This is a genomic window from Petrotoga mobilis SJ95, assembly GCF_000018605.1.
Classification (GTDB): Bacteria; Thermotogota; Thermotogae; order Petrotogales; family Petrotogaceae; genus Petrotoga; species Petrotoga mobilis.
Genome location: NC_010003.1, coordinates 301,487 through 328,484 on the forward strand (window position 1 = coordinate 301,487; position 26,998 = coordinate 328,484).

Annotated in this window: 22 protein-coding genes; 8 read left to right on the plus strand and 14 right to left on the minus strand. The window is 33.9% G+C overall.

What is annotated here, in order from left to right:
• Positions 1–138: 138 nt before the first annotated feature.
• From glpK to PMOB_RS01525, 12 genes are all read right to left on the minus strand, one after another.
• The gene (glpK, locus tag PMOB_RS01470; protein ID WP_012208133.1) at positions 139–1,635 is read right to left on the minus strand and encodes a glycerol kinase GlpK; all 1,497 of its coding nucleotides are present in this window, start codon (positions 1,633–1,635) and stop codon (positions 139–141) included.
• Between the two features lie 76 nt (positions 1,636–1,711).
• A complete protein-coding gene (locus PMOB_RS01475) occupies positions 1,712–2,365 on the minus strand; it encodes a TIGR00153 family protein (RefSeq protein WP_012208134.1) in 654 nt (217 codons plus the stop codon).
• Positions 2,366–2,545: 180 nt separating this feature from the next.
• Complete coding sequence (locus tag PMOB_RS01480) at positions 2,546–3,478, minus strand: inorganic phosphate transporter (protein ID WP_012208135.1); 933 nt, start codon at positions 3,476–3,478, stop codon at positions 2,546–2,548.
• Positions 3,479–3,592: 114 nt separating this feature from the next.
• Positions 3,593–4,432: a carbohydrate ABC transporter permease gene (locus PMOB_RS01485; protein WP_012208136.1), complete on the minus strand. Its 840-nt coding sequence runs from the start codon at positions 4,430–4,432 to the stop codon at positions 3,593–3,595.
• A gap of 16 nt (positions 4,433–4,448) precedes the next feature.
• Complete coding sequence (locus tag PMOB_RS01490; protein ID WP_012208137.1) at positions 4,449–5,321, minus strand: carbohydrate ABC transporter permease; 873 nt, start codon at positions 5,319–5,321, stop codon at positions 4,449–4,451.
• Between the two features lie 94 nt (positions 5,322–5,415).
• A complete protein-coding gene (locus tag PMOB_RS01495) occupies positions 5,416–6,729 on the minus strand; it encodes an ABC transporter substrate-binding protein (RefSeq protein WP_012208138.1) in 1,314 nt (437 codons plus the stop codon).
• A 702-nt stretch (positions 6,730–7,431) separates the two neighbouring features.
• Positions 7,432–8,850, minus strand: a complete 1,419-nt coding sequence (locus tag PMOB_RS01500) for an MFS transporter (protein ID WP_012208139.1) — start codon at positions 8,848–8,850, stop codon at positions 7,432–7,434.
• Between the two features lie 101 nt (positions 8,851–8,951).
• Positions 8,952–9,716, minus strand: a complete 765-nt coding sequence (locus tag PMOB_RS01505) for an ABC transporter permease (protein WP_012208140.1) — start codon at positions 9,714–9,716, stop codon at positions 8,952–8,954.
• The gene (locus PMOB_RS01510) at positions 9,700–10,662 is read right to left on the minus strand and encodes an ABC transporter ATP-binding protein (RefSeq protein WP_012208141.1); all 963 of its coding nucleotides are present in this window, start codon (positions 10,660–10,662) and stop codon (positions 9,700–9,702) included. The genes PMOB_RS01505 and PMOB_RS01510 overlap by 17 nt, the downstream gene beginning before the upstream one ends.
• A 219-nt stretch (positions 10,663–10,881) precedes the next feature.
• Positions 10,882–12,153 (minus strand): MFS transporter, encoded by a 1,272-nt coding sequence (locus tag PMOB_RS01515; RefSeq protein WP_041534010.1) that lies wholly within the window; start codon positions 12,151–12,153, stop codon positions 10,882–10,884.
• A 373-nt stretch (positions 12,154–12,526) separates the two neighbouring features.
• Positions 12,527–15,985, minus strand: a complete 3,459-nt coding sequence (locus PMOB_RS01520; RefSeq protein WP_012208143.1) for an SNF2-related protein — start codon at positions 15,983–15,985, stop codon at positions 12,527–12,529.
• Positions 15,986–16,066: 81 nt separating this feature from the next.
• Positions 16,067–17,074, minus strand: coding sequence for an ABC transporter ATP-binding protein (locus tag PMOB_RS01525; protein ID WP_012208144.1), 1,008 nt, complete (start codon positions 17,072–17,074; stop codon positions 16,067–16,069).
• A 278-nt stretch (positions 17,075–17,352) separates the two neighbouring features.
• Here PMOB_RS01525 and era point away from each other — a divergent pair, with 278 nt between their 5' ends.
• Complete coding sequence (gene era, locus PMOB_RS01530; RefSeq protein ID WP_012208145.1) at positions 17,353–18,273, plus strand: GTPase Era; 921 nt, start codon at positions 17,353–17,355, stop codon at positions 18,271–18,273.
• Positions 18,274–18,294: 21 nt separating this feature from the next.
• On the opposite strand, the gene PMOB_RS01535 is transcribed toward era, so the two are convergent.
• Together PMOB_RS01535 and PMOB_RS01540 are read right to left on the minus strand one after the other, a co-directional pair.
• The gene (locus tag PMOB_RS01535; protein ID WP_012208146.1) at positions 18,295–18,882 is read right to left on the minus strand and encodes an ANTAR domain-containing response regulator; all 588 of its coding nucleotides are present in this window, start codon (positions 18,880–18,882) and stop codon (positions 18,295–18,297) included.
• Between the two features lie 19 nt (positions 18,883–18,901).
• Positions 18,902–19,786 carry a histidine kinase dimerization/phosphoacceptor domain -containing protein gene (locus tag PMOB_RS01540; RefSeq protein WP_012208147.1) on the minus strand — a complete coding sequence of 295 codons (885 nt, stop codon included), beginning with the start codon at positions 19,784–19,786 and terminating at the stop codon, positions 18,902–18,904.
• Between the two features lie 36 nt (positions 19,787–19,822).
• Between PMOB_RS01540 and PMOB_RS01545 the strand changes: the two genes are divergently transcribed.
• The 7 genes from PMOB_RS01545 to PMOB_RS01570 all read left to right on the plus strand — a co-directional run bounded on the left by PMOB_RS01545 (position 19,823) and on the right by PMOB_RS01570 (position 26,988).
• Positions 19,823–21,049 (plus strand): ISL3 family transposase, encoded by a 1,227-nt coding sequence (locus PMOB_RS01545; protein WP_012208148.1) that lies wholly within the window; start codon positions 19,823–19,825, stop codon positions 21,047–21,049.
• 88 nt (positions 21,050–21,137) lie between these two features.
• The gene (locus PMOB_RS10755) at positions 21,138–21,314 is read left to right on the plus strand and encodes a hypothetical protein (RefSeq protein WP_012208149.1); all 177 of its coding nucleotides are present in this window, start codon (positions 21,138–21,140) and stop codon (positions 21,312–21,314) included.
• A gap of 78 nt (positions 21,315–21,392) precedes the next feature.
• On the plus strand, positions 21,393–22,454 hold the full coding sequence (locus PMOB_RS01550; RefSeq protein ID WP_012208150.1) for a GntR family transcriptional regulator: 1,062 nt from the start codon (positions 21,393–21,395) through the stop codon (positions 22,452–22,454).
• A gap of 9 nt (positions 22,455–22,463) precedes the next feature.
• On the plus strand, positions 22,464–23,633 hold the full coding sequence (locus tag PMOB_RS01555; protein ID WP_012208151.1) for a sn-glycerol-1-phosphate dehydrogenase: 1,170 nt from the start codon (positions 22,464–22,466) through the stop codon (positions 23,631–23,633).
• Positions 23,634–24,117: 484 nt separating this feature from the next.
• A complete protein-coding gene (locus tag PMOB_RS01560) occupies positions 24,118–24,867 on the plus strand; it encodes a GntR family transcriptional regulator (RefSeq protein WP_012208152.1) in 750 nt (249 codons plus the stop codon).
• 29 nt (positions 24,868–24,896) lie between these two features.
• Entirely contained in the window at positions 24,897–25,685 is a 789-nt protein-coding gene (locus PMOB_RS01565) for a nucleoside phosphorylase (protein WP_012208153.1), read from the plus strand.
• Between the two features lie 16 nt (positions 25,686–25,701).
• Positions 25,702–26,988: an ABC transporter substrate-binding protein gene (locus tag PMOB_RS01570; RefSeq protein WP_012208154.1), complete on the plus strand. Its 1,287-nt coding sequence runs from the start codon at positions 25,702–25,704 to the stop codon at positions 26,986–26,988.
• Positions 26,989–26,998: the final 10 nt, after the last annotated feature.

The window sequence follows — 26,998 nt, forward strand, 5'->3', positions numbered from 1 at the left end:
CCATACCCTTTACGAAATAATTTCGCTTTAGGATATGGTTTTCTCTTATTCTCCACCATTTTATTATTAACTTTTATTTCACCACACATTCTAACATACTTAAATTAAGTGAAAGTTAACAGACTTACAATTATTTGATTATTTTTCTTCAATCCAATTTCGTGCCCTTTCAACGGCTCTCTTCCAACCAGCGTACAATCTTTCCCTTTCATCCTCCGCCATTTTAGGAGTAAAAAGGGCATCCCGTTTCCATTTTCTTAATAATTCTTCCTGACCATTCCAATATCCTACAGCCAACCCTGCTAAATATGCCGCACCTAACGCTGTCGTCTCGTTAACTACTGGCCTTTCTACCTCTACGCCAAGAATATCCGACTGGAACTGCATCAAGAAATTATTTAATGCGGCACCACCATCTACACGCAGAGTCTTAAGCTTTATACCCGAATCAGCCTCCATAGCTTCAAGAACATCTCTTGTTTGATATGCTATAGATTCCAAAGTAGCTCTAACAATGTGAGCTTTTGATGATCCTCTTGTTAATCCAACGATTGTACCCCTTGCATACATATCCCAATAAGGTGCTCCTAGTCCTACGAATGCGGGTACCACATAGACGCCACCATTATCTTTGACTTTAGTTGCATAATATTCTGTATCTGCAGCGCTATCAACTATCTTTAATTCATCTCTAAGCCATTGAACAGCAGCACCCGTAACGAATATGGATCCTTCCAAGGCATAGTTAACCTTCCCATTAATTCCATAAGCGATCGTAGTTAATAAACCATGTTTAGATTCAATGGGATCTTCTCCAGTGTTCATTAACATGAAACAACCTGTGCCATATGTGTTTTTTGCCATACCTTTCTCATAGCAAACTTGACCAAACGTAGCAGCTTGCTGATCCCCTGCTATTCCTGCAATGGGTACTTCGGCGCCAAATACATCTGCATCGGTATTACCGTATATTTGACTCGAAGGCTTTACCTCTGGCAAAAGGGAAGAAGGAATGTTTAACTCTTTAAGAAGATCTTCATCCCATTTAAGATCAAAAATATTGTATATCATTGTCCTGGAAGCATTGGTATAATCAGTAACGTGAACTTTTCCATTAGTTAGCTTCCAGATTAACCACGTATCTATAGTTCCGAATCTAAGTTTTCCTGCTTCTGCTTTTTCTCTAGCTCCCTCAACGTTGTCCAAAATCCATTTAATTTTGGTTCCAGAAAAATAAGCATCTACCATAAGTCCTGTTTTATGCTTAATCGTTTCTTCCAAACCTTTTTCTTTCAAATTATCGCAAATTTTTGAAGTCCTTCTATCTTGCCAAACAATCGCATTGTGAACAGGTTTCCCTGTTTCTGCATCCCAAATGACGGTTGTCTCTCTTTGATTAGTTATACCGATCGCACTGATCTGACTACGTTTAATATTCCCTCGGGCCATGGCATCTGCTATAACTCCCATCGTAGTTGCCCAAATTTCATTAGGATCATGCTCTACCCATCCGGGTTTAGGATAATACTGTAAAAATTCTTGTTGTGCTACACTAACAACATTTCCATCGTGATCAAAAATTATTGCCCGAGAACTTGTAGTACCTTGATCGATTGATAAAATATACTTTTCCATTACAATCCTCCTCGTAAAATATGCACGTTTCATATTTCATTTTTTTCTACCCACTCTTTTTGGAAGAGAATCTTTTTTATTTAATATTTCTTTTCAAGACTATAATTTCTAACTTATCAGAAGCATCTTCAGCCCTGTCTGCTATATCTCCTATCTGTAGAAAAAGATCTTTTAACTGCAACTTTTCGGATAATTCAAGGTTATTTATTTCAAATAATCTTCGTATTAAATCCTTCTCTAAAATATCTTCTTCATGTTCATGTAATTCAACTTTTTGAATATAATCACCACTTTTTTCTATATTTTCGAATACGTTTTCTATTGACTTTTTCAAAGACTTATAAGTTTTCTTTACTAATCGACTTTGTTCTAAAAAATCTGCTTTAAAATCCTTAGGTATTTTTGGTTTTTGAAAAGCTAAGATTTCTGAAACGGTTTGTGTTTTATTCATAACCTTATCAACCGATTCTATTAATTCTAAAAGCTCTCCTCTGAAATTTGGCAAAAAGGCTCCTTGATACATTTCACTTTCCGTTTTTCTTCTTAATGTGTCAGCTTCGCTTTCTATATTAGCTATTTGTTTTGATAATTCTACAGATTTTTCAATATCGTTAGTTACGTACAATTCTATTAATTCTGTAAATAAGTTTAAACCTTCTTCGACTTTGTCTAAATGTTTAGAAAAAAGTTTTATTACTTTTTCTTCCTTTTTTCCAAAAAAAAGCTTCATCGTGCACCTCCGCGTATAACTTCGCAATTTACTGTCTTCGGATTTTACCTAACGATGGTCCTCCTCACTTCCGATTAGTGGTTAACCGCACCACTTAGATCGATACGAATTTTCATCTCTTAATTGTTATGTATGTTAAGTACATTCAGAAATGTAGGAGACATATTGGACTCAACCTTTTTAAGATAATAATTGAATTAGAAATAATACTGCAAGTGAAATAAGCCCAGAAATCATAGGGGTTCCTATCCAACCAAAAATTACTTTCATTATTGTGCTCGTATCAAAAGTTCTAGTACCTGTTGCTATTCCAACGCCTACAATAGCTCCTATTGTAGCCTGTGCCGCACTGACGGGGACACCAATTAAAGAGTAGATCCACAGGGTAACCCCTGCCCCTAAAATCGATACGGATGAAGAAAAATGATCCAATTCGACAATCCCTTTTCCTACTGTATACAAAACCTTCTTGTTGGTAGATAAAATTCCAACGGCTATTGATGAACCACCTATAATGAGTAAAAGGCTAGGAGTAAATAAAACGTTTGCAAATACTCCAGTAACGTTTGCAACATTGTTAGCTCCTAATGAGTATGCACTATAACAAATAGCGAGCCATGTTAGTATTTTTAAGAATCTATCTTGGGCTGTAACCCCTAAAAATTTTCTAAATATTAGGGCCAAAAGTCTATATAATATAAAAGCAAAGAGCAAGGCACCAATAGGAGTAAATATCCACGAAACGAAAATTCTTGTTAAAATGGATGAGTTGAAATCTCCTTTTAGAATACTTACACCAATCAGAGCTCCTACAACAGCTTGAGTAGCAGATGCGGGAAGCCCAATCAAACTCATGAACATCATGGTTAAAAAAGCACAAAATAAAGCTAATGACAGTAGTTCAATATTTAAATTTGTCAAAGTCCCCAATGTGTTTAATCCATTTCTACCTCCAACAACAGAACCAACAAAAACAAGAATTGCAGATATTGTAATAGCTTTTTTGTATGGAACCAATCCAGAAGCCACAGCTGGTCCAAATACATTGGAAGAATTGTTGGAGCCTAAGGACCATCCTAACAAAATAGCCGGGATCAAGTAAAATAATATCATATTAAAAATATTCCCCCATTTTAGGAAGATTTTAAAAAATTAAAGCCCATTTTCACCATATTGGCAATCATAGGCTTTTCTCAGAAGATCGCCTTAAATTTGTGATAGCTTACTTTACTCTTTAAGTCCACTACTAACCAAACTTTTTACAAACAAATCTTGAAGTAGAAAAAATATAATAAGAGTAGGTAAAGCAGCTAACAGTGTCCCTGCCATTATTACACCCCAATTGTTACTGGACTCTCCTGAGATCATCATCTTCACACCAACCTGTACCGTCCTCATGTTGTCTTGCATGGTAACTATCAAAGGCCAAAGATACATATTCCATGCATAAACAAAATTAATAATAGTCGCTCCAGCGATCATTGGTCCAGATAAGGGTATAAGCACCTTGAAAAAATATTGCATAGCTGAAGCACCATCTATTTTTGCTGCATCCTCTAAAGAGCGAGGGATTGTCATAAAATGTTGCCTAAATAGAAAGGTGTTGGTGGCAGACGCGGTAAAAGGTATTATCAATGCCCAGTAAGTGTTAACCCAACCAAGATTTGACATCAGCATAAACAAAGGTAAAATCATTACAGTTTCAGCAGGCAAAAATAAAGTTACAAAGAGGGTGGAAAACAATATGTTCTTTCCTTTAAATCGAAAAGAAGAAAAGGCATAAGCAGCCAATGTCCCTGTTATTAACTTTCCTAATGTTGTAAATGAAGCCACAAGCAATGAATTAAACAACATTCTGCCCATTGGAACGAGGTCCATCGCCGCTATGTAATTTTTAAAATTGATACTCGAAGGAAAAAACTTAGGTGGATAAGAAAAAACCTCCGTTGGTTCCATAAAACTCATGGAAATTGCCAGTATAAAAGGTAAAAACATGAAAAATGATACAATTATTAACCCTAATTCCACAAAAATATAATTCGCTTTTTCTCTGGTAGATTTCCTCATTATTGCTTGACTCCCTTCATTGATAATGAACCCTTTTCTCACCAAATCTGAAATAAAGAAAGGTGATAAATGACATAATAATAAATAGAACAACACTTTCTGCAGCTGCTAAACTTGTCTTTTGGAAAAAGAACGCGTCTTGATATAGTTTGTAAATTAAGGTTGTGGTGCTTCCTAAAGGGCCTCCTCTGGTCATAATGTCAATGATTCCAAACGACTTAAACATTCCATTGGTAATATTCATGATAACTAAGTAAAATGTAATGGGAGAAAGCATAGGAAATTTTATTTTCCACATCCTTTGCCACATGTTCGCTCCATCAATAACAGAACTCTCTATTATTGTTTCCGATATAGACTGTAACCCCGCAAGATAGAATATAATCGAAAAAGGCAGCATCTTCCAAACACTGGAAACTATAATTGAAATTAAGGCATATGGCACTTGATTTAACCAATTAATATTTTTCCCAATGATTTGTGACAAAAAATAATTAACATGCCCTGCTACTGGGTTCAACATAAAGGTCCACAATGCTCCCCCGATTGTAAAGGAAATAACATAAGGAACAAAAATTAAAGTTCTATAAATTTTTACCCCAAAGACCTTATTATCTAGTAATTGTGCAATAAAGTAACCTAAAATAACGACTATTATTACCGTTGTAACTATATATATAAATGTAACCTTTAAAGCTTCCCAATATGCCTCATTTTCAAAAAGCTTAATGTAGTTGTCAACACCAGCAAATATCCTCTTATCGCCAAAAGGTGATATTTTGTAAAAACTCATTAGAAAGGAGTTAATTGCTGGCCAATATATAAAAAGGGCAATAATTATTAGTGTAGGTGCAAGCAAAAGATAAGGTGTGTATTTTCCCCACTTCATATTTTATTTCCTCCTAAAATCCAAGGAAGAAAATTCTTCCTTGGATTAATAACATTTGAAATTATAGAATTATCTTAGAGATGTGATTGATAGATTACTGATAGAATTCGTTATATTCTTGGATTAATTCTGTCACTTGGTTTTCAGCCCAACTCAATGCCTCTTCAGGTGTCATTTGCCCATCAACCATTCTTTCATATGCTATTTCTATAGTCTCTCGGGTTTCAGGGAAGACGCCAATAACTGCTCCAGCTGAGTTGAAATTTCTTTTAGCTAGCAATAGTTGCAATAAGGAAGTGAAGTAATTTGGGTTCTCGGCATAAAACCCTTCATAATGCAACCTCTGAATGGCATCTTTTCTTACTGGGAAATACCCTGTACCTTGGTGCCATCTTATTTGTTGATCTTCACGATTGACAAACTTCAAAAATTCCCAAGCAGCTTTTGTTTCTTCATCTGGGTGTCCGGCTATCAACCATAAGCTTGCTCCACCAATAACTGGACCTCCACTGACACTTATATCTGGAACAGGCAAAAAGGCTGTACCTAACTCGTAGCCATTGCTTTTTAACCCTTCTTGAAACATCTTTACATCAGATGTTGAAGTGTAGAGCATAGCAGCTTTACCAGAAATGAAATTTTGTCTAGCAGCACTCCAGTCTTCCCTAGCTGTGTTAAGAATTAAACCTTCTTCGTTCAACTGATCAAACAGTTCAAATATTTTTAAACCCGCTTCACTATTGAAAACAGCCTCTGTCGCTCTAGCGGTTCTTCCGTTATCGTTGTTAACAAGTGGCGCATCAGCGGCAGCCATAAGTTGTTCAATTATCCATGAATGGGTAGGCCAAGTTAATCCGTATTGCACTGTATTTCCTCTTGAGTCTTTCTTTGTTAAAATTCTGGAGTATTCCAGTAGTTCTTCGTAAGTTTGAGGAGGTCTATTTGGATCTAAGCCTGCTTCTTCAAAGAGCGTTTTGTTGTAATACAACAAAGCGGTAGATGAATTGAAAGGCATGGAGTACAACTTCCCATCAACTTTGTAATAATTTAATATCGGTTCCAACAAAACCCCTACATCATAAGAATCATCTTGATCAAGTAAATCTTGGACAGGAACTATGACACCGCTGTCTATCATCAATCTTGTACCTATTTCGTAAATCTGTACTATGTGAGGTGCATTCCCGGATTGTACCCCTGCAATAAGCTTATTCAACGTCTCAGGATAACTTCCTGAATATTGTGCATTTACATTTATGTCTGGATAAGCCTCTTCAAAATCACTCACAATATCTTCGATCAAAGCTATCCTGTCTCCACTCATCGCATGCCAAAATTCTATGGTAACAGGAAAAGACAAAACACCTAACAAAGAAACCATAAATACAAACATAACCAACCTTTTCACAAAACTCACCTCCAATAGATTTTTGCTTTTTAAAGGGAGAAACCAGGTTTTAGTATTATTTCACCTCCTTTTAACAAGATAGGTACTGCCTTTGAAAACTCTAAAACTCCCATTACATCATGGTTTTAAAAAATGACTTTTTCCATAGTACCTCCCTTCTCCTTATTCGTTCTTATTCAGTATTTAAAGCTGTTTTTTATTAATTCTCTGAAAAGTGAGACATTTAATCGCATCCCATAACCCTCATAAAAAACAACCTACCATTTTCAAAATTTTTCTATTTCTAGAATTTCTAACACGATAGAAAAAAACTAATTTCAATATTCCTTATTTCACTTTACCTTTACCTTATTACAAAACAAAAAACCTTAATAAATACTGCTTCTCATCCAAGAGTGGTTACCCACTCTTCGATATACCAATATTTATTAAGGTTTTCTCTTCTTCTCCACCTTATCACTTTTATTAACTTTAAGTCTTAAGCCTAGTTTCACTGTTTCATTATTTTACAAAATTTTACAAATTACGTGATTTAGAAACTTTTAAATTAATTCTATATTAAAGTTTTTAAATTGTCAAGGTCAATTATAACCATTTACGACCAATTACAGTCATTTATCATAGATTAGAGGCATTTATCTAGTAAATACTTAGTTTTTCTTTCTTTTTATAATTTATAAAAAATGGCTACAACTATTGGTATTAAATCAATTCCTTTTTCAATTCGGTTATTTCTTTTTCTAACTCCTCTTTTATTGTTTCATTCTCTCTTTTTGCCTCTAGATATTCTCTTAATTTTTCATGTCTTTTCGGATTTAAAGGATATCTAACTGCAGCAATTATTCCTAAAACCAATAAGATTATGGGGACGAAAGAGATTATAAATCTCAATGCAAACAAAAAACTCTCAGGTTGAAGTTGTTCTACTCCGTCTATTGGGTTAACAAATCCCGCTATTCCTAATGAAAAAGTAACTCCGGCAACAGCCAAGCCAGATGCCACTTTCCTCACAAACGTCATCAAACCACTCAAAGTACCCTCTTCTCTTTTACCGAATTTTAATTCAGCAACATCGGTTACATCCCCAAATATAGTATGAGGCATAACTGCAACCCCTGAAACTCCCGCTCCTATTGTTGCCGCCATTAAAATTATGTGGAACATCGTTACATCAGGAGGCAACGTAAAAAGAATGAATCCCGCAACACACCATACTAATGCACCTAAAATATATGAGATATTTTTGGATGTCTTTTTAGCAATAAAGGCATAAAATGGGATAAAAACAATTTCGGTTATGAAAAGAGCGCCTAACGCTATGGGAAGTAGGCCTTCATTTCCAATATAATATTTAGTATAATAGGCAAAGATAGTTGAAACTACATCTATCGATAAGTATGCAAAAAGATACATAGCGATAAGTAGCCGAAAGCTCTTGATTTTAAAAGGTTCAAAAAACATATTGAAAAAGTTGAAGGCACTTTTTTCTTTAGAGAACTCTTTTCTTTCCTTGGTGAATAGAAAAACACCTATCCATGGAATTGAAAAGATCAAGCCAAAGGTTATTGCCATCATTATATAACCTGTTCTGATATCAGAAAAAGCATTCACAATTAACATTGGAAGCACTGCACAAACCAGCCCCGCCGCCAATGAAAAGGCAAGCCTATAGGAATTTAAAGATGTCCTTTCATGGTAATCTAAGGTTAGTTCTGCTCCTAAAGCAGTATAAGGAGTCATCACCATTGTATAAACGGTTGTAAAAGCTATATATGCAATTAACGCGTAAATGAATTTCCCCAATTGATTAGGAAAACTTGCCGGATACCAAAGAATGAAAAAAGATATAAAGACCAAAAATGTTCCTGCCAACAAGTAAGGTCTTCTTCTGCCAAACCTAGTTCTTGTATTATCTGTAATGAATCCCATCAAAGGATCTGTAACGGCATCCCAAATCTTACCAATCAAAAGAATGGGAGCAATATACTGCATTTTCAGACCAATGACATCAGTAAGGAAGATAGCGTAGAAAAAATTTATTATATTGAAAGCACCACCACCAAAAATATCCCCCGACGCATAGAACAACTTAGTTTTCAAAGGTAGTTTTTCACTTTTCACTTTTCCATCTCCTTTATGGAATTAATAAGAAAAGATTTTTAAACCTTAATTACCCAATTTAAATAAGTTCTTTATCTCCTGGATCGAAGAATAATTTACATTTAATAATCTGTGTTAAGACCCACCAATTTGGTTTTGTTGTATATAATCTTGAAGATAATTATCCCCAAGAATAGATAAAAGAAGCTGTTCAGACAAAGTGTTAAAATCTGTAATGGCGAGACTGCTCGATTCTCAAGGATATTTGTTGAAATCATTATTCCTTGTGTTAGTGGAAGACTTTTGCTAACAATTTGAAAAATTTTGGGCATTGCATTTACGTTTATTATTGTTCCTGTAAAAAATAAAAGAAAGTACGATATTATGCCTTCAAATGATGCGGTTTTAGTGTATCTGAGTGTCAAAGCTGCCAAGAATAACCCAAATCCTGAAAGTCCAATTAAAGTTATGATGAGAATAGGAATTATTCTTATATCGAATTTTAATTGAATAGGTAAAGTAAGTTTCACCAACAACAAAAGAAAAACAACTTGAATAGATGAGAATATCAACCATATGAATGTTTTTATTAAGCATAAAAACTCGACATTAACAGGCTTTAAAAGAAGCTGCTCGAAAGTCCCAGCCTGTTTTTCAAACGATATGGAAACTGAGGATTCACTTATTATATTAGAAGCGAAATACCAGCATAAAAATCCTATGTAGAAACCTTCACTTAAATTACCTGTGTTTCTGAAACCTAGGAAAAATCCGGCAAATAATATGTAGGTCACCACTAAGCTTACTATGTGATCAGGATAATAGGTTCTAAATTCGATAAGGTATTTCCCAAATTCAGCTTTTATTGTTTTAAATATTTTGACCATCCCCTTGATTTTTTAAAAACATATAGATAATCTCCTCCAAATCGGTTTCTATTTTGAAGAATTCTGTTATTTTAATTCCATCGTTTATCATTGATTTTAAAAAATTTTGCTGCATGGTACAGTAATCTGTGTAGAATTCTATTTCTGTGTAACTTTCATTTCTTGTGTGATTTCCTATCGTCAATCCATCAAAATACTTATCGATTTGTTTTTTAGTGAAATCTCCTTCTATTTTTAGTAGATATTTATTTTTTGAATACATACTTTTTAGCTTATCAATAGTATCAAGGAAATGAATTTTTGAATCTTTGAGAAGCAATACCCTATCAGCGGTTTTTTCGATAACATCCATTTGGTGAGATGTCAATATTATTGTTACTCCTTCATTTTTGGAAAGCTGTTTGAGTTTATCAATTATATCGAGTTTTGACACAACATCGAGGCCAAGTGTAGGCTCATCGAGAAATAGTATTTTTGGCTGATGAATCAACGAAATTATTATGGAGAGCTTCTGCTGCATCCCAAGAGAGAATTGTCCAACCTTTTTGTCCTTGTCATCTATTAGCTCAAAAAATTCAAGTAATTCATAGCCTTTTTTCTTTATGTATCCATCTTTTAAGCCATACAATCTTCCGAAATAAAAGATATTCTCTAACGAAGAAAGAAACCAATATGTGTTTCTATTCCCTTCAAGAACACACCCTATCTCCTTATAGTATTTTTCACCAATTTTTGCGATATTCTTTCCTTTGTAGTATATACTCCCGTTGTTTGGATTTAATAATTTTGTCATTAACTTTATAAGGGTTGTTTTTCCAGCGCCATTCGGCCCAAGAATGCTGAAAATTTCCCCTTCTTTTACCTCAAAATCAATTGAGTTTAAAACAATATGTTCTTTTTTCCCATTTTTAAAGCTTTTTGTAAGATTTTCTGCTTTTAGTATCATTCTTGATTTCCCTTATTAAAATTTTCTATGATTAAGGCTATGGTATAACTAATCTAACTTTCTGTTTAGCAGAAACTTATTTTCAGTATACTTTTATTTTAGTAAGTGCACATAGTAAAATTGAGAAATAAATAAACTTTTTTGCGAATAAATTATATAACAGTCAACTAAAAAAAAGCAAATCAATTTCAAAGCCGTACCTTCCTTTACGTTTCCCACTCAATCCTCCTTCTTACACATTCGCTCTTTTGGTTTTGCTAGGTCTTTTAAAATAGAGGCTGATAAAAAGTACATTAAGAAAAATCCTCCTGCTGATAATATTAATGTCCAGTAAATAGGATAAAAATCATTCATAATTCCATATATCATCTGTCCAAGAGGAATAGAGATAGTAGCAAGAAGATTGACTATGGAGATAACCCTTCCCAAAAATTTAATTGAGACTAATGTTTTAAACATAACTGATGATGCGATATTCATAATTTCTATTATGGCAACAATTATACCGCTAGCTATGCATAAAATAATTATCGTTGAAAGTTGACCGAGAATTTGAAAGTAATTGAAAATGACAATGGTGGCTAAGACTGTAAAACCAATAGTAATTCCGAAGATTAAGGGAGGTAATAAATTAGCGGCGTCTTCTTTTTTTAGTAATTTCATGGCTATAAATGGAGCTATTAAAACCATCACCGATAAAATAGCCTCGTAACCACCAAATACTATATCAGAGACATTCAATTTATTTCTTAAAAAAAACACTAAGCTTATGTTGAAAGCCGAGGTCAGGAAAAAGTTTGTCAGTGGAGCGAGGATTACTAATTTTCTTAAGAATGGTTCTTTTTTTACAAGGTTAACCCCATCTAAAAAATCTTTCCAAATTGTATTTTTAACGTTTTCTTCACCATCTTTAATATCCTGAGTATGCATAAAAAGAAGAAGTACAGATCCAAAGAATGATATAACACCTGCCATTATTAGTCCTACACCTATTCCAATGGTGGCATAGAACGTTGCTGCTAAAAGAGGACCAATAATCCCTACTATCCCTTCATCAATATCCGCAAAAGAAGTTGCTACACCTATTTCTTCTTTTTTTACTATAAGGGGTATTATTCCAACGGATGAGCTGCTGTAAAATGTTTCAAATGTTTCCAATAATATGACTAATACATAGATTATCCAAATAGTTAAAATAATTCCTGATTCGTGAAGTATTCCAAATAAAGCTATTGTGATTCCTGAACATAGCCCTAACAAAAACATCCAGTTTTTTCTGTCGAAACGATCTCCAAAAACTCCTGCGATGGGAGAAAATAACAATCTTGGGAAGATGGTTATGGATAGCATAGTTGCAAAAAGAGTAGCAGAACCTGTTGTATCCAAAACGTACAATGAAAGCATAAATTGAACAATGTTGCTTGCTGCCATAGTAAAAGCACTGCTAAACCAATAGAGCATATAATTCCTGTTGTGAAATAATTCTTTCAACTTTTAGACCTCCTAAAAAGTGAGTGTATAAAAAATTGAGTAACTTTTTATATCCCATCGGATCTTAAAAAGAGACTCATCTTTTTAGAAAGGTCTATTTTTTACAAACCGAAGGGATAGCCGACTTTCGAATATTTGCTATTAGTACACATAATATATTCATATTCAGCATAGAACCACCCCTTTTCGGTTTTTTATTCAAACTTAGATATATTATACAACTTTTTTCCTTACGAGCTTATTTTAGATTTTATTTCCTCTAACGTTTCTGTAGCAATTCTTTTCGGCACAAAAAAACTCACATTTTGTACTCTTTGCAATTAGCACTACCCAATCCACACTTTTTGGAAGAGAACCAAAAAAGTTTTAAGCCTTAATTACCCAATTTAAATAAGTTCTTTATCTCCTGGTTGGATAACTCAGTTATCCAACTTTCTCCCGTTTTTATGATATTTTCAGATAACTCTTTCTTTTTTTCTAACATCTCGTTTATTTTCTCTTCAAATGTTTCTAAGGTGATGAATCTGTGAACTATCACGTCTTTTGTTTGACCAATCCTGAAAGTTCTATCGGTTGCCTGACTTTCCACTGCCGGGTTCCACCAGAGGTCATAATGTATAACGTGGTTTGCCGCAGTTAAATTTAATCCAGTGCCCCCAGCTTTTAAAGACAGTATCATAATTGGATATCTATGCTTTGTTTGAAAGTCGTTTATCATTTTGTCTCTCTTTTTTCTGTTGAGCCCTCCATGAAAAAATAGAGGTTCTATCTTAATGTTATCTGCAAGTATCTTCGTTAATATATCTCCCATCTCTTTGTATTGTGTGAAAAGTACTACTTTTTCGTTGTTGTCTACAATATTTTGAAGTAGATCCAATAATTTTTCTGTTTTACCAGAATCATCCGGTAAAGGAACTCCTTTTTTAGTGTAGTTAACAGGATGATTGCAGATCTGTTTGAGTGAGGTCAACATTTTAAGTATTAATCCTTTTCTTTGTATGCCGTCAGCTTCCATCTTTTCCAACTCTTCTTCTACGTGTTCAACAACTTCTTTGTAAAGTGCAATTTGTGATGGCTTTAAGTATACATATTCGTCGTATGTGAACTTTTCTGGAAGGTCTTTAATGATATTTTTATCAGTTTTAATTCTTCTTATCAAGAATGGATTTATTAAACTTTGTAATCTTTTGGTTGCCGTTGTATCCCCATATTTTTCAATAGGTTTAGCGAAGGTTTCTATAAAACGATTCTTCCCACCTAAATATCCAGACATAAGGAAATCGTATAAGCTCCATAATTCGGTTAATCTGTTTTCTATGGGGGTCCCTGTCATTGCGATCCTCTTTGGAGCGTAGAGGGCTTTTACCGCTTTGGTTTGTTGTGTATCCGAATTTTTTATGTTTTGTGCTTCGTCTACAACAACCATTGAAAATTCTTTTTTCGTTAGAAATTCAACGTCGTTTCTCACAACACTGTATGTCGTTATAATTACATCAGAATTATCCTCAAACTTCCTATCACTTCCATGGTAAATGCTTACATTCAAAGTAGGTGCAAATTTTTCACACTCTTTGTACCAATTTCCAACAAGTGTCGTTGGACAAACCACTAAAACCGGATTCTCTAAAGCTTTTTCTTCTTTCATTTTGAGAATTACAGAAATAACTTGGATCGTTTTACCCAAACCCATATCATCTGCTATACAGACGTTGAAACCTTTTTCTAAATTCGTGTACAACCATCTGAATCCAGTTTTCTGATAATGCCTTAACTCCGCATTAAGATTTTTTGGTAACCTTACTGGAGAAACTTTTCTCAACTCTTCTAAAAACTTTTGCAGGTTGTTATCCAATATCACGGGAAGAACGTTCATCTCTTGTGAAAGTATAACTTTCAAAGTTTCAAAGTCTGAGGTTAAGTTTATATTCTTGACCTTTTCCATGATAGCTTCAAACTCGTTGGCACCTAAAAACACGTAATTTTCTTTTATCTTAACTATCCCTTTTGATTTTTTTGCCAATTTTTCGAACTCTTCAAGTGAAATTTCTGAATCTCCTATGAGTACGGTGTAATTGAATCGTATGAGCTTGGACAAAGATAAAAAGGATACGTGACTGCCTGTAGAGTTTGCTTTTAAAACGAGTTTTGGCCTTGAAACCTTTTGAAGTCCTTTTGGAGCTAGTATTTCAACGTTCAGGAGTTTCAATATGGGCATGGCATTTATCATTATTTCAGATAATTGTTGGGTGTTGACCATTATTTTAGAACTTTTCTTCTTTAAAAACTCACCAAAGAATTCCGCGTATTTTGCAATGGTTACTATCTCTTTCAAGACCTCTGACTTTCCATCTTCTTGGCTCTCAAAGAAAGTTTTTATATCTTGGTAAGTATCAAAAGGCTCATCTTTTCTGTAGATATCGAGTGATAGGTTGAAAAACAACTCTCCCATATCCTCTATACTAATAACCAATTGATACTTGCTTTGCCTCAAAAGTAAAGGTTCAAGATAGTTCTTTATACTTTCGTAGGTTCTTTTTTCTTCAAACTTTTGGGCGGTGTAAACTTTAGATTCAAAGAACACATCGGTTATTTTATTCTTTACATCCGATTTGTAATACTTTTTTATGAGATATTTGATGTACTGGGATACAAGGTACTCAACGATCTTGTCCCTTTTCATGTACTGACCTTTTTCGTTGATTACTAGACCCCCAGGAACAATAGAATTCAAATAATTAACGTAATCCCTTATATAATCGTTAAAGTAAACAGGTGAGTAATCGATAACGAATTCTTCTTCGTTAATCTTTTGTGGAGTAGGAATGAATGCCTTCATGTCGATAAGCCTGTATACGAAAGAAACCAATCTTTTTAAAAATAGTGATGCTTCACTGTCCTCATCGGTTTCTACAAGAGGTATCGATCCAAATAAATCGAACAAATCTTCATAATACACAGTATAATGGCTTTTTTCTTTTTTACATTTTAATTCTTCTAGCGGTTCACCATCTAAAATAATATTGGGAGTAATGGGAGAATAAACAAATTTTATTTCTGTCTCTTTGAAATATGGGTTAAACTCTTCATCTACCCTTCCATCTTCTTCATTTATAGCTTTCGATAACTGATTGTACATCCTCAACAGAAGGTTTTTAAAGTTTTTCCCATCGTAAAAATACGCCTCGTCGGGTAGTAGGTTTATAACCTTTTCTATTTCATATTTTTCATACGAAGGGTCTGGTTGTTCCATCGGTTTGGAAGGTTCTTCTTTTTTATCTGTAAATATAGAATCAGAAGTTTTTTCTGTCTCTTTAGCGATTTCTATCAAATCTTTCTTTTTCATGCCGTGCATTTCAAAGATCAAAAAAGGGTCCTTGTCTATCTCATCTGCTATAATATAGTAAACGGCTGCCAAATGTTTACAAGGATTTGCCCAATCGGGACATGTACAATGAGCGTTTATCTCATTCCAACTTTTTGGGAACAACTTTATTCCCATATTTTCGGTGATATCTAAAAGTTCTTCTGGAAGGTTTCCACCAATTAACATCGCAGAAAGGTCTAATCTTTCATTTAGTACCTTTTTGATTTTTTCTTTCTCTTCTTCCGTAAATGAAGGTAAAGCGATTTTTTCTCTGTACGGATTTGGTCTCGTACCTTGAACCCTTGCTGATATTACAGAGTTTTTTTGAATTTTAATCTCCAAAACCGCCCCTTTTTTTGCGTAATTTCTACCGCGGGGCAACCTGTTAGTGTCCCTGTCAATATTTTCTAAGGCCTCTACCCATTTTTTGCCCCACCAACTTTTTCCAAAAATGTATTTTCCTCCCATTTTTCTTTTTTCTGCCTTCCTTCATGAATACTTTTTAAGAAGGGATTTTGGAGGTCACTCTCCAAAATCCCTTAGTATAGCTTATAAAAAATATTTAGGATTAGTTGGAATAAAATTAAATTTCTCAGGTGCATTTTTATGTACCAAGAGTCTGATAGGCTTTCCATGGAAATCGCATTCTACCAAATTATGAGAAGAGTCGTAGATATGACTTTCTACAGCCTGAACTTCGAATCCTTCGTCTTTAATGGTTATTTCTTCTGGTCTAAAGCATAACTTGTAACTACCATCCTCTTTATCCACTTTTAATTTATTTAATACGTTTCCACCTTTGATTTCAACGTCTATTGTGTTCAATCCTAATCTGGAAGTAAGTTCCATAACTTTTAAGTTTGATGGGTTCTTGTAAATATCGAAGGTTTCCCCAAATTGCAAAAGCTCTCCATCATCCAGTATAGCAAGATAATCACTAACCGACAAAGCATCTTCAGGATCACTGAAAACCGCAATCGTTGTTTTACCTAATTCTTTTATAAAGCTTTTGAGCAAAGCTCTCATTTCTACGTGAAGCTTTCTATCCAACTGACTTAGCGGTTCATCAAGGAGCAACAATCTGCAATCGTGTAATTTTTCTCTTCCAAAGGCGATCAACTGCTTCATGCCTTCGGGCAATTCATCAGGCTTTAGCTCTAAATAATTTGGTAAACCATCTAACTCTTCTGCCTCTTTTATCGCTATCTTATACACTTCTTTTTTCTTTTTCCCACCAATGTACAAAGGGAAACCTAAATTCAATTTCGTATCTAAATGAGGAAAAATTGCATAGTTTTGAAAGACAAACCCGACTTTCCTGTCTCTTGGAGAATACTTCTCTATCCTTTCGTCTCCAAAGACAATTGCTCCAGACTCAGTTTTATTCAAACCCGCAAGGGTTCTTAATAGCACCGTCTTACCTGAACCTGAAGGTCCTAAAATAGCTAAAACTTCTCCAACTGGTAATTCAAAAGAGATATTTTTTAGCCTGAATCCACCAACTTGGGAATTTAGATTTTCTACCTTTAAAGAAAGATCATTGGTTACTTCGACCATTTTTTCACCTCCTTTGCCAGATAATAGAGCAAAGATTGAGGTTACTTTTTCACTGAAATTATACCATATTTAATTTAGGATTAATTATAATATTTATGATTTTAGAAATTTTAATTTTAAAAAGGTAAAAGTGCTAAGCCATCTTTTCCGTTCTGGAAGCGAAATGCAATATAACCCAGTTTGACAAATTGCCGTTTATAACTTGACTTTTGCATCAGACTACAATACAATATCAATAATGAGTGTGATTTTTCAAATATAGTTTTTTGGAGGAAAACATGGAAAACGACAGTTTTAAAAGTGGCTTTGTTGCCTTGGCAGGAAAACCTAACGTTGGAAAATCAACATTGATAAACGCTTTGTTGGGTCAAAAAGTGGTTATCGTTTCTGACAAGACACAAACCACAAGAAATAGAGTAAACTGTATATTAACGGAAGATCATTATCAAATAGTCTTTGTCGACACCCCAGGTATTCACAAACCTATAAGAAAAATTGGGGAATACATGGTCAATATTGCAATAAATGCATTGAAAGGCGTTGACCTGATACTTTTTATAATCGATGCAAAGGATGGTTTAAGAAATTCAGATTTAAGAGTTACTGAAATAGTTGATAAATCAAAAATTCCTACCATTCTTCTTGTCAACAAAGTTGACCTAGTAAAAGACAAAGAAAAGATTAACCTGATGACGGAAAAAATACAAAGTTTGTGTTCAAATATAGTTAAAACCATTGAAATTTCCGCTTTGACGGGTAAAAATCTTTCTGAATTAAAACAAAGTATTATAGATTTATTACCCGAAGGTCCACAATACTACCCAGAAGATATGATCACTGATAAACCTTCAAGGTTCATCATTTCTGAATTAATTCGGGAAAAAATCTTTCATTTAACAAAGGAAGAGATCCCTCATTCAAGCGGTGTAGTTGTAGAAGAATTGAAAGAAAGAGAAAACGGCGTTTTGTACGTAAGAGCAGAAATTTATGTTGAAAAGAAAAGTCAAAAACCTATTATAATAGGTAAAAACGGAAGTATGATTAAAAAGATCGGTCAATTAGCAAGACAAGACATAGAAGAACTTTTTGAAAGAAAAGTCTACCTCGATCTTTACGTAAAGGTTCGTGAAAAATGGAGAGACGACAAAAATATTTTAAATAACATTATGGAATACAAAATAGAAGAAATAAAAGATTGAAAATAGACTGCTATATGCAACTTAATCAATTCTAAAAGCCTTGTCAGCTTCTATAATCTCCTGCGCTACATCAACTAACTTTTTGTTGGAATTTCTACTCTTTTTTTGCAAAAATTTCATAGATTCTTCTTCGTTCAATCGTAATCTTTCCATTACGATACCTTTGGCTTTTTCTATTAATTTTCTTGATTCCAAGGTTTCTTTGGTTACTTCTAATTCATTTTTTAAATTCTTAATATCCTCAAATCTAGAAATAGCGATTTCAATAGCGGCTTTTAAATCTGTTTCATCTATCGGCTTTATTAGATACCCCAATACTCCCAGATTTTTCGCTTTATCGATCAATTCCTCATCATCGTAGCCACTTACAATCAATGTGGAAATAAAAACCTTCTCATTTATCCTTCTTAATGCCTCTAAACCATCCATAACAGGGAGATTGATATCGGCTATAATCATATCTGGCTTTTTTTCTAAAGCTAATTTGATCAACTCTTTACCGTTTGTAGCTTCTCCAACTACTTTACACCCTAGATTTTCTAAGTTACTTTTTAACCCCATTAAAATTAGATATTCATCCTCGGCGACCAATACTTTCAAATCCTTCATAGTTTAACCCCCAACATCTTCAAATTTTCTCCATTTCTTCAACAGAAATATTCTTACTAATCTGTTTTAACGGGATCTCAATTCGAACTTTAGCACCGTTCGAACTTTCCATCTCTATTTCCCCATTTAGTTGTTTGGTAATTATAGAATATACGATCGATAAACCAAGCCCCTGGGTTTTTTGAATATCGAAATTTTGTGGAAATCCTACTCCATTATCTGAAACCACTAGTTTTATTGATTCATTCTCAAATTTTGAAATAATAGTAATCTCACAATTATCTTTACCAACAAAAGCATACTTTAGACTGTTAGTAACTAACTCGTTCACCACCAAAGCTATAGCGGAGGCCTTGCTATATGAAACAAAAATATCGTCTAATTCAAAGTTAAATTTTATCTCTTCTCTTGTACTGTTCATGAATTTGACTATCTTTATTATCATCTCTTTGAGATTGATAATACTTCTACCTAATTTATCTTTCGACAACAATTCATGCACAGCGGCGATGCTTTTTATCTTGGACATTAAATCATCGAGCATCTCTGCTACATCTTTCCTGGAATCTTTTTTGATCGACATTTTGTACAAAGACATCAAACTAATTATGGACTGTAGATTATTCTTGATTCGATGATGACTCTCTTGTAACAATACAGAACTTCCAACTAACCTTGTGTCATGAATTGCCAATGCTGCTTGATGGGCTATAGTCTCTAAATACTTTATCTCTTCTTCAGAATATATATATACTTCTTTGTAATATATGTGGATTATGCCACTCAACCTTGATCTTATGTACAAAGGAACACATATAAAACTACATATATCTTTGGTTCTCTTCCAAAAAGTGTGGGTAGAAAAAATGAAATATGAACAAATGATTAAATAATCTGGTATCATGTAGAAGAACACAAAACATATAGGGAGTGATACCAGATGAGAAAAGAGTTACCAAAATTTTTTGAACAGATACTGAATATAACAGAGCCATGGTACATAGAAGAGATAGAACAACAAGGAAATACAATCAACATATATGTGGATTTCAAAAAAGGTGCAAAGTTCGAATACAATGGTAAATATTACAGTGCATACGATACGGTTCAAAGGAGTTGGAGACACTTAAACTTATTCCAGTATGAAACATACATACATGCAAGGGTAGCTAGGATAAAAACAGATGATGGAACAAAGACTGTAGAGGTTCCTTGGGCTCGAAAAAACTCTGGATTCACCTTATTGTTTGAAGCGTTTATTCTCGAGTTGTACAACCACATGACGGTTGCTGAGATAGCTAAAAAGTATAATACAACACAAAATAGGTTGTGGAGAATATTAGACTTTTACGTTTCAAAGGAATTAGAAAAACAAGATTTCTCAAAAGAACCGATAAAAACGTTATCTGTTGATGAAATAGCAAGGAAAAAGCATCATGTATATTTAACCAATTTCTTAGATGTGGAACGAGAAAAGGTTGTACATATAGCTGATGGTAAAGATGCAGAAACCTTTCTATCGTTTAAAGAAAGATACACTGAAAAAAACGGTGATCCAACAGACATAGAGTCCATATGCATGGATATGTCGGTACCTTTCAAAGCTGGAGCAAGGAAACATTTCCCAAAAGCAAAGATAATATTTGACAAATTCCATGTGCTTAATGTATTAAGTGTCCAACTTGATAAAGTGAGAGCCAGAGAGAATAAAGGGTACCATGAAATACTCAAAAGGACAAAATACTTGCTATTAAAAAATCCTAACAACCTTACCAAGAAAGATAAAGCTAGACTCGATGAAACGCCCCGAAAGGGGTTCAAGGAAGAACAACATCTTGACACAGTTCAAGCCTACGGATTGGTACTTGAGTTTAAAAAGATGTTCGATTACAAGAAACCTTCTTATGCAGCTAAGTATTTTAAACGATGGTATGAAAAGGTAATGAAATCAAACATACCCGAAATGATTAAAGCTGCTAAGACTCTCTTAAATCACATAGAAGGTATCTTGTTGCACATAAAAACGAATATCTCAAACGGTAAAATAGAAGGTATGAACTCTAAACTTAGAGGATTTACTAAAAGAGCTTTTGGTTTTAAAACATTAAAGAATTTAAAAATCACTATATTTATTGCCCTTGGTAAACTTAATTTAACTCCAGCTTAATTACCCACTATTTTCGTGATAGAACCATTTTTGAATCGATTTAAATGAAAAAATCGAACCAGAAAATTATCAAATAAATTCAAAAAGAGTGATAAAATTAAAAGCAAAAGGACACGATGAGGATTTACAAAATTGGGAGGGAAGATTGTACTCACAAGCCGGAAGAATAAAAGTAGGAAAAAAGAAAATCGATGTTAATCTAATTCCATATTTTGCCTGGACAAATAGAGAAGCAGGACCAATGGCAGTATGGATCAGGAAGTGAAATCTTTCCAAAATTATAGCATTTCTTAAGTATTATACTATACTAGTTATAGCAAAAAACTATGGAGGAGTTTTGGCAGTGAAAAAGACCAAGCAATCTATCATAAAAGATTACATCCTTGATCAATTGAAGAGTGGAGAATTAAAAAAAGGAGATAGAATTCTATCTGAAAATAAATTGGCTGAATTTTTTTCCGTCAGCAGGCAGACAGTTAGAAAAGCTATCTACGATTTAGAAAAAGAAGGGTATTTGGTTACTAGAAGAGGCAGTGGAACTTACGTTAAATCCATGAGAAAAGATAAAGAAAACATCGGCATTTTAACTCAATCTTTGACTGACTATATATTTCCTTTTATAGTTATGGGGGCAGAAGAGGTATTAAAAAATACTAAATGTAAATCTTTTATAGGTAACGCAAAAAACGATCCTGTTGTTGAAAGAGAGACTTTAGAAAGGTGGATGGATCTTGGATTAAAAGGTATGATAGTAGATCCAGTAGTAAGTGCCACCAAACAAGCCAATGTAACTCTTTTAAAAGAAATAAGTGAACAGATCCCAACCGTGATTATAAATAGTGATCTGAATATTCCATACGCTGGAACGTTGGTTTTGAACGACTACGATTGTGGATCTTTTGCAGCGAAGAAATTTATCGAATTAGGGCATAAAAGGGTCGCTGTGATATACAAAGCCGTTCATAAAGCAGCAAATGAAAGAGCTAATGGATTTATAGACACAATAAAAGAACATAAGCAAATATTGCTATACGAATTGCCTTTTCATGGTCAAGAAACATCCGATGAAGTTTTCAATTTAATCATGTCACTTTTGAGCCTTCCAAAAAACAATATACCCACTGCAATTTTTTGTTCAAACGATTTGGTAGCTATGCAAGTGATAATGGCCGCAAAAAAGTTGAATCTTGATATACCAAACGATATTTCGTTAATAGGTTTTGATGATGCAGATTTTGCACAAGCACTCGAAATTTCTACTTTTAGGCATCCAAAACAGCAATTTGGTGAAAAAGCAGCTCAAATGCTGCTTAAAATGATCGTGGAAAATAACAATGGAAAACCAGAAAAAATTGTCGAGAAAGCTGAGTTCATAGGAAGAAATAGCCTTATTCAAAAAAAGTGAGGAAAAAAGATGGTTGATCTTTTAAATCTTAAAATAGAACAAATGGCTGATTTGAATTTCAAATGTGAATGTGGAAGAACTCATAAAGTAGATATTGAAAAAATAATTGTAGGAAGTAATATTCTGAATGATAAAAGTAGTTTTATAGATATTATTAACTCTGAAAATTTATTTGTTGTGGCTGATAAAAATACCTATAAGAGTTGGGGGAAAGAACTAATCAGACTCTTAAAAAGAGAAAATTACCAAATAACTGAGTTTATTTTTCAAAATGAAGATCATTTGATTCCAAATGAAAAAAGCGTCGGAAGATTATTGATAGAAATCCCTAAGAATACATCGTTAATAATTGGCGTTGGCTCTGGGACTATAAACGATCTTTGTAGATTTTTAAGTTACAAACTCAATATCCCTTATGTAATCTTCGCAACCGCCCCTTCAATGGACGGATATGCTTCAATGGTTTCCCCTTTAATTGTAGAAGGTTTTAAAAAAACGTATGAAGCAACTTATGCAAAAGCAATTGTATCGGATACACAAGTTCTAAGAAATGCACCTTTAGAAATGATTCATGCAGGATTTGGAGACATTCTTGGAAAGTTCACTTCTTTGACGGATTGGAAACTTTCTAAATTAATCAACGATGAATATTATTGTGAAAAAACCGTTGAATTCGTAGAAAAAGCAAGAGATCTTTGTGTAAAAAACGCTGAAGAAATAAGCCAAAGAAGCGAAGAAGTCACTAAACAAATAATGGAAGCGTTAATTATCTCTGGAATAGCCATTGGATTTGTAGGTTACTCTAGGCCTGCATCGGGAGCAGAGCATCATTTAGCTCATTATTGGGAAATGGATGCCATATCAAAAAATATACCACACCCTTTACATGGAAATTCTGTTGGAGTAGGAACGGTTGTTGTTTCGATGATCTATCAATTAATGAAAGATAAACTTCCAAAAGGATTAACTCCACCAGATCCTGAGTATTTAATTTCACTTCACAAAAAGGTAGGTTCGATATACAGCCCAAAAGAATTAGGTATTCCAAAAGATGTTTTTCAAGATAGTATTATACATGCCCGAGAAATCAGAAATAGATACACTATTCTTCAATTAGCTCATGAGTTTAACCTTTTAGAAAAGATATCAACGATTCTTACAGATAAATTTTATGGTTAATTTTTATCTTTCACAGCTCGGCTAAAAAATATTTAGCCGAGTTTTTGTTTTCAATCATAATACTTTTTCCATACGAAAAAAGCTTAATTTTCGTTGCCGACTTAATTCTAACGTTGATTCACTTGTTTTTTTATATCCTAACTTTTTATAAAACTTGATAGCTATAGTATTTTCTTTTTCTGCATCCATTATCTTCGCTTTCCTTCGTAGTTGCTTTCTCTATGCTGATCATTTTATGCCCCCCCTTGAATGTATTTTACCAGATCATAGTACGATGTTTAGAAAGAGCATTTTTAAGAATTTTCAACGTAATCGGCTATAAAAGCTCTTAATTACTCTTAATCATCTCAAATCAAGAATAATTAAGTTTGCAAAATATAAAAATTAAAGTTATAATTAGAATAAAGATATGAAGTATGATATGTTATTTAATTTTAACCTAAAAGTTATTTTATTTTCATGTTTTAATCTGAGGAGGTGCTAAATGATTTCAAAAGCTGGTAGATCCTTATATAAAGAAATATTGAATGAATTAAGAACAAAAATAACTCAACTCCCTGAAGGGTATAAATTACCCTCTCAACAGGAACTATGTGAAAATTTAGGGGTTAGCAGAACATTAATCAGAGAAGTATTAGTAAGCCTTGAGCGAGAAGGTTTGATCATTAGAAAACAAGGACTTGGTACATTTGTAGTGAAGAAAGAAGGTATTGTTCAAACAGGCTTAGATTATTTAAGGGGTGTTTCAACTATAATTTCGACCTCAGGAAAATTACCTGACCTTATTTTAAACGAGTTTGAGGAAGTAGACGCATCTCCTTCGCTCTCAAAAAAATTGGAAATTACTCCTAAAGAACCATTAATCAAAATTAAAAGAGTTTATACGGCTGACGGTATCCCCGTTATATACGCAGAAACGTATATGGTTATCAACAGGATTCCCGGAGGGAAAGACGCAATAATTTCCGTTTTAAAAGATGAAAACAGTAAAAATGAGGAGATTTTTACCTATTTAGACAAATATTTTATGAGACCCATTAAACATGCTATCTCAGAAATAGAAGCTATTGATGCTGATAAGAAACTTGCCAACTTATTGAAAATTCCCGAGAAAAAAGCAGTCACTCTTTTATTAGAAGTTCACTACGATGAAAATAATATTCCCTTACTTCACTCATTGGATTACATAAATACCTCTATTTTCAAATTGAGTGTATTCAGAAGAAAAATATAACGTATTTAAAACTACAAGGAGGAGATTCTGTGTTTAAACAAGATTTTAGGGTTCCAACAGGATTAGAAAATCAAATTCAATACCATATTCAATGTGGGCCGGGTGACGTTGCTCCTGTAGTGATTGTTCCCGGTGATCAAGGCAGAGTAGAAAGTATTATCAGTAAACTACACGATCCCAAAAAAGTTTCAGAAAACAGAGGACTTATTACTTATACCGGTTATCATGAAGATTACCCTGTATCAGTCACTTCAACAGGAATGGGTGGGCCTTCTGCAAGCATTGTCTACGAAGAGCTTATAAATATTGGGGCAAAGATACTGATTAGGATTGGAAGTGTTGCTGGATTACAAGAAGAAATTGAAGAAGGAGATGTCATAATTCCTCATGCTTGCGTGAGAGATGATGGAGCTAGTCAATATTATGTACCACAGAATTTCCCTGCGGTAGCTTCACCAGAAGTATATTTAAGACTTATTTCTGCAGCAAAAAGTCTAAATCTTGATTTCAAAACAGGAATAAATTGGAGTCATTCTTGTTTTTACAATAGGGATCCTGAATATTTTCAAAGATGGAGTAGATACAGAGTTGTTTCTATGGATATGGAAGCTTCTTCTCTTTTCGTTGTCTCAGCGTTAAGAGGGGTAAAAGCTGGATTTATTGGAATATGTTATGCAAATAGGTTCAAACAATCCAATAAAGACAAAGTAGATCTAAGCGTTCCAGATACTAATAGAAGCATAATAAAGTCTTCAACAAGCAAAGCTATTGATATTACTTTAAGGGCAATTAAAGACTTGTACCAAAACGAACTTTAATTAGGAGGTGTTAAAAGTGCGGAAAGGTAGAGTATTAGTTATTCTTTTTGTTTTTTTATTAGTTTTTGCAAATATGTTTTCAGAAGTGAATTTAGTGAGTGAAGTAGGTATACACACTGAGGCGTGGAAAACGGTTATGGATGATTTTCAAAAAGAAACAGGGATAAAGGCAACTATCCAGCAATTCCCTTATGCAAATTATTTCGATCAGCTGATGTTAACCTTTACCTCTGGAAGAGTCGATTTTGATGTACCTTATGTTTCAATGCTTTGGTATCCTGCTTTAGCTACTGCTGGATATATATACCCCATAAACAAAATCGCTGGATACGAGGAGTTAAATTTAGAAGATATTTCTGGTATCGAAAACGCCTGGCAAAATGGAAATCTGTATTTCATACCGTATATGAATGAGTTGGGAGGTGTAGTTTACAGGACTGATTTGTTCAACGATCCTAAGGAGAAAGAGGCTTTTAAAGAAAAATACGGGTATGAACTAACTCCACCCCAGACGTTGGAACAATATAAAGATATAGCAGAATTTTTCTATAGACCTCCAGAATTATACGGTGTAACTCTCATGGGCCAAAGAAGTATATTCCTTGCCACTCATTTCATGCAAAGATTATGGGCAAGAGGTGGAAGCCTTTTAAATGATGAAATGAAACCTGTTTTCAATTCCAAAGAAGGTATTGAAGCGTTGGAAGAAGTTGGTGAAATGTTTGAATTCGCAAATCCTGCTGCAAAAACCTATGTATTCCAGGATGCTTTGACAGAATTTACACAAGGAAGAAGTGCTATGGCTGAACTATGGACGACAGCTATGCTTTACACAGAAGATCCAGAAACTTCTAAAGTTGTCGGCAAATCATCCTTTGTTGGATTCCCAAGACCGGAAGAATTGAAAGATGAAAAATTACCAATGCTGTATATTTCATGGGGGTTTACTGTCAGCTCTGCAAGTAAGAATAAAGAAGAAGCCTTAGAATGGATAAAGTTTGTAACCGAAACCCAAAATGAAGTAAAAGCTGCTCCTTACGGTAACATTCCAGCGCGTTTTTCATCTATAAATGATCCAGCATTGAGAGAAAAATTTCCGTGGCTGGATGGCTTTTCTAAAGCAATGGAAAACTCTATCCCAACACCTATGGTCCCACTCATTCCGGAAGGAAATTCTATAGTAAATGATTATATAGCCCCTGCTGTGTCTGAATATCTAAGCGGTTCAAAAACAGCTGAAGAAGCTTTGAATGAAGCTGCTGATGGTGTTTTCCAACTATTGAAAGACCATGGTTATTATTGAATCCAAGAAA

Coding starts and splice junctions, on each gene's coding strand:
- glpK (WP_012208133.1), bottom strand. CDS start 1,635: ATGGAAAAGTATATTTTATCAATCGATCAAGGTACTACAAGTTCTCGG.
- PMOB_RS01475 (WP_012208134.1), bottom strand. CDS start 2,365: ATGAAGCTTTTTTTTGGAAAAAAGGAAGAAAAAGTAATAAAACTTTTT.
- PMOB_RS01480 (WP_012208135.1), bottom strand. CDS start 3,478: ATGATATTATTTTACTTGATCCCGGCTATTTTGTTAGGATGGTCCTTA.
- PMOB_RS01485 (WP_012208136.1), bottom strand. CDS start 4,432: ATGAGGAAATCTACCAGAGAAAAAGCGAATTATATTTTTGTGGAATTA.
- PMOB_RS01490 (WP_012208137.1), bottom strand. CDS start 5,321: ATGAAGTGGGGAAAATACACACCTTATCTTTTGCTTGCACCTACACTA.
- PMOB_RS01505 (WP_012208140.1), bottom strand. CDS start 9,716: ATGGTCAAAATATTTAAAACAATAAAAGCTGAATTTGGGAAATACCTT.
- PMOB_RS01510 (WP_012208141.1), bottom strand. CDS start 10,662: ATGATACTAAAAGCAGAAAATCTTACAAAAAGCTTTAAAAATGGGAAA.
- PMOB_RS01520 (WP_012208143.1), bottom strand. CDS start 15,985: ATGGGAGGAAAATACATTTTTGGAAAAAGTTGGTGGGGCAAAAAATGG.
- PMOB_RS01525 (WP_012208144.1), bottom strand. CDS start 17,074: ATGGTCGAAGTAACCAATGATCTTTCTTTAAAGGTAGAAAATCTAAAT.
- era (WP_012208145.1), top strand. CDS start 17,353: ATGGAAAACGACAGTTTTAAAAGTGGCTTTGTTGCCTTGGCAGGAAAA.
- PMOB_RS01535 (WP_012208146.1), bottom strand. CDS start 18,882: ATGAAGGATTTGAAAGTATTGGTCGCCGAGGATGAATATCTAATTTTA.
- PMOB_RS01540 (WP_012208147.1), bottom strand. CDS start 19,786: ATGATACCAGATTATTTAATCATTTGTTCATATTTCATTTTTTCTACC.
- PMOB_RS01545 (WP_012208148.1), top strand. CDS start 19,823: ATGAGAAAAGAGTTACCAAAATTTTTTGAACAGATACTGAATATAACA.
- PMOB_RS01555 (WP_012208151.1), top strand. CDS start 22,464: ATGGTTGATCTTTTAAATCTTAAAATAGAACAAATGGCTGATTTGAAT.
- PMOB_RS01560 (WP_012208152.1), top strand. CDS start 24,118: ATGATTTCAAAAGCTGGTAGATCCTTATATAAAGAAATATTGAATGAA.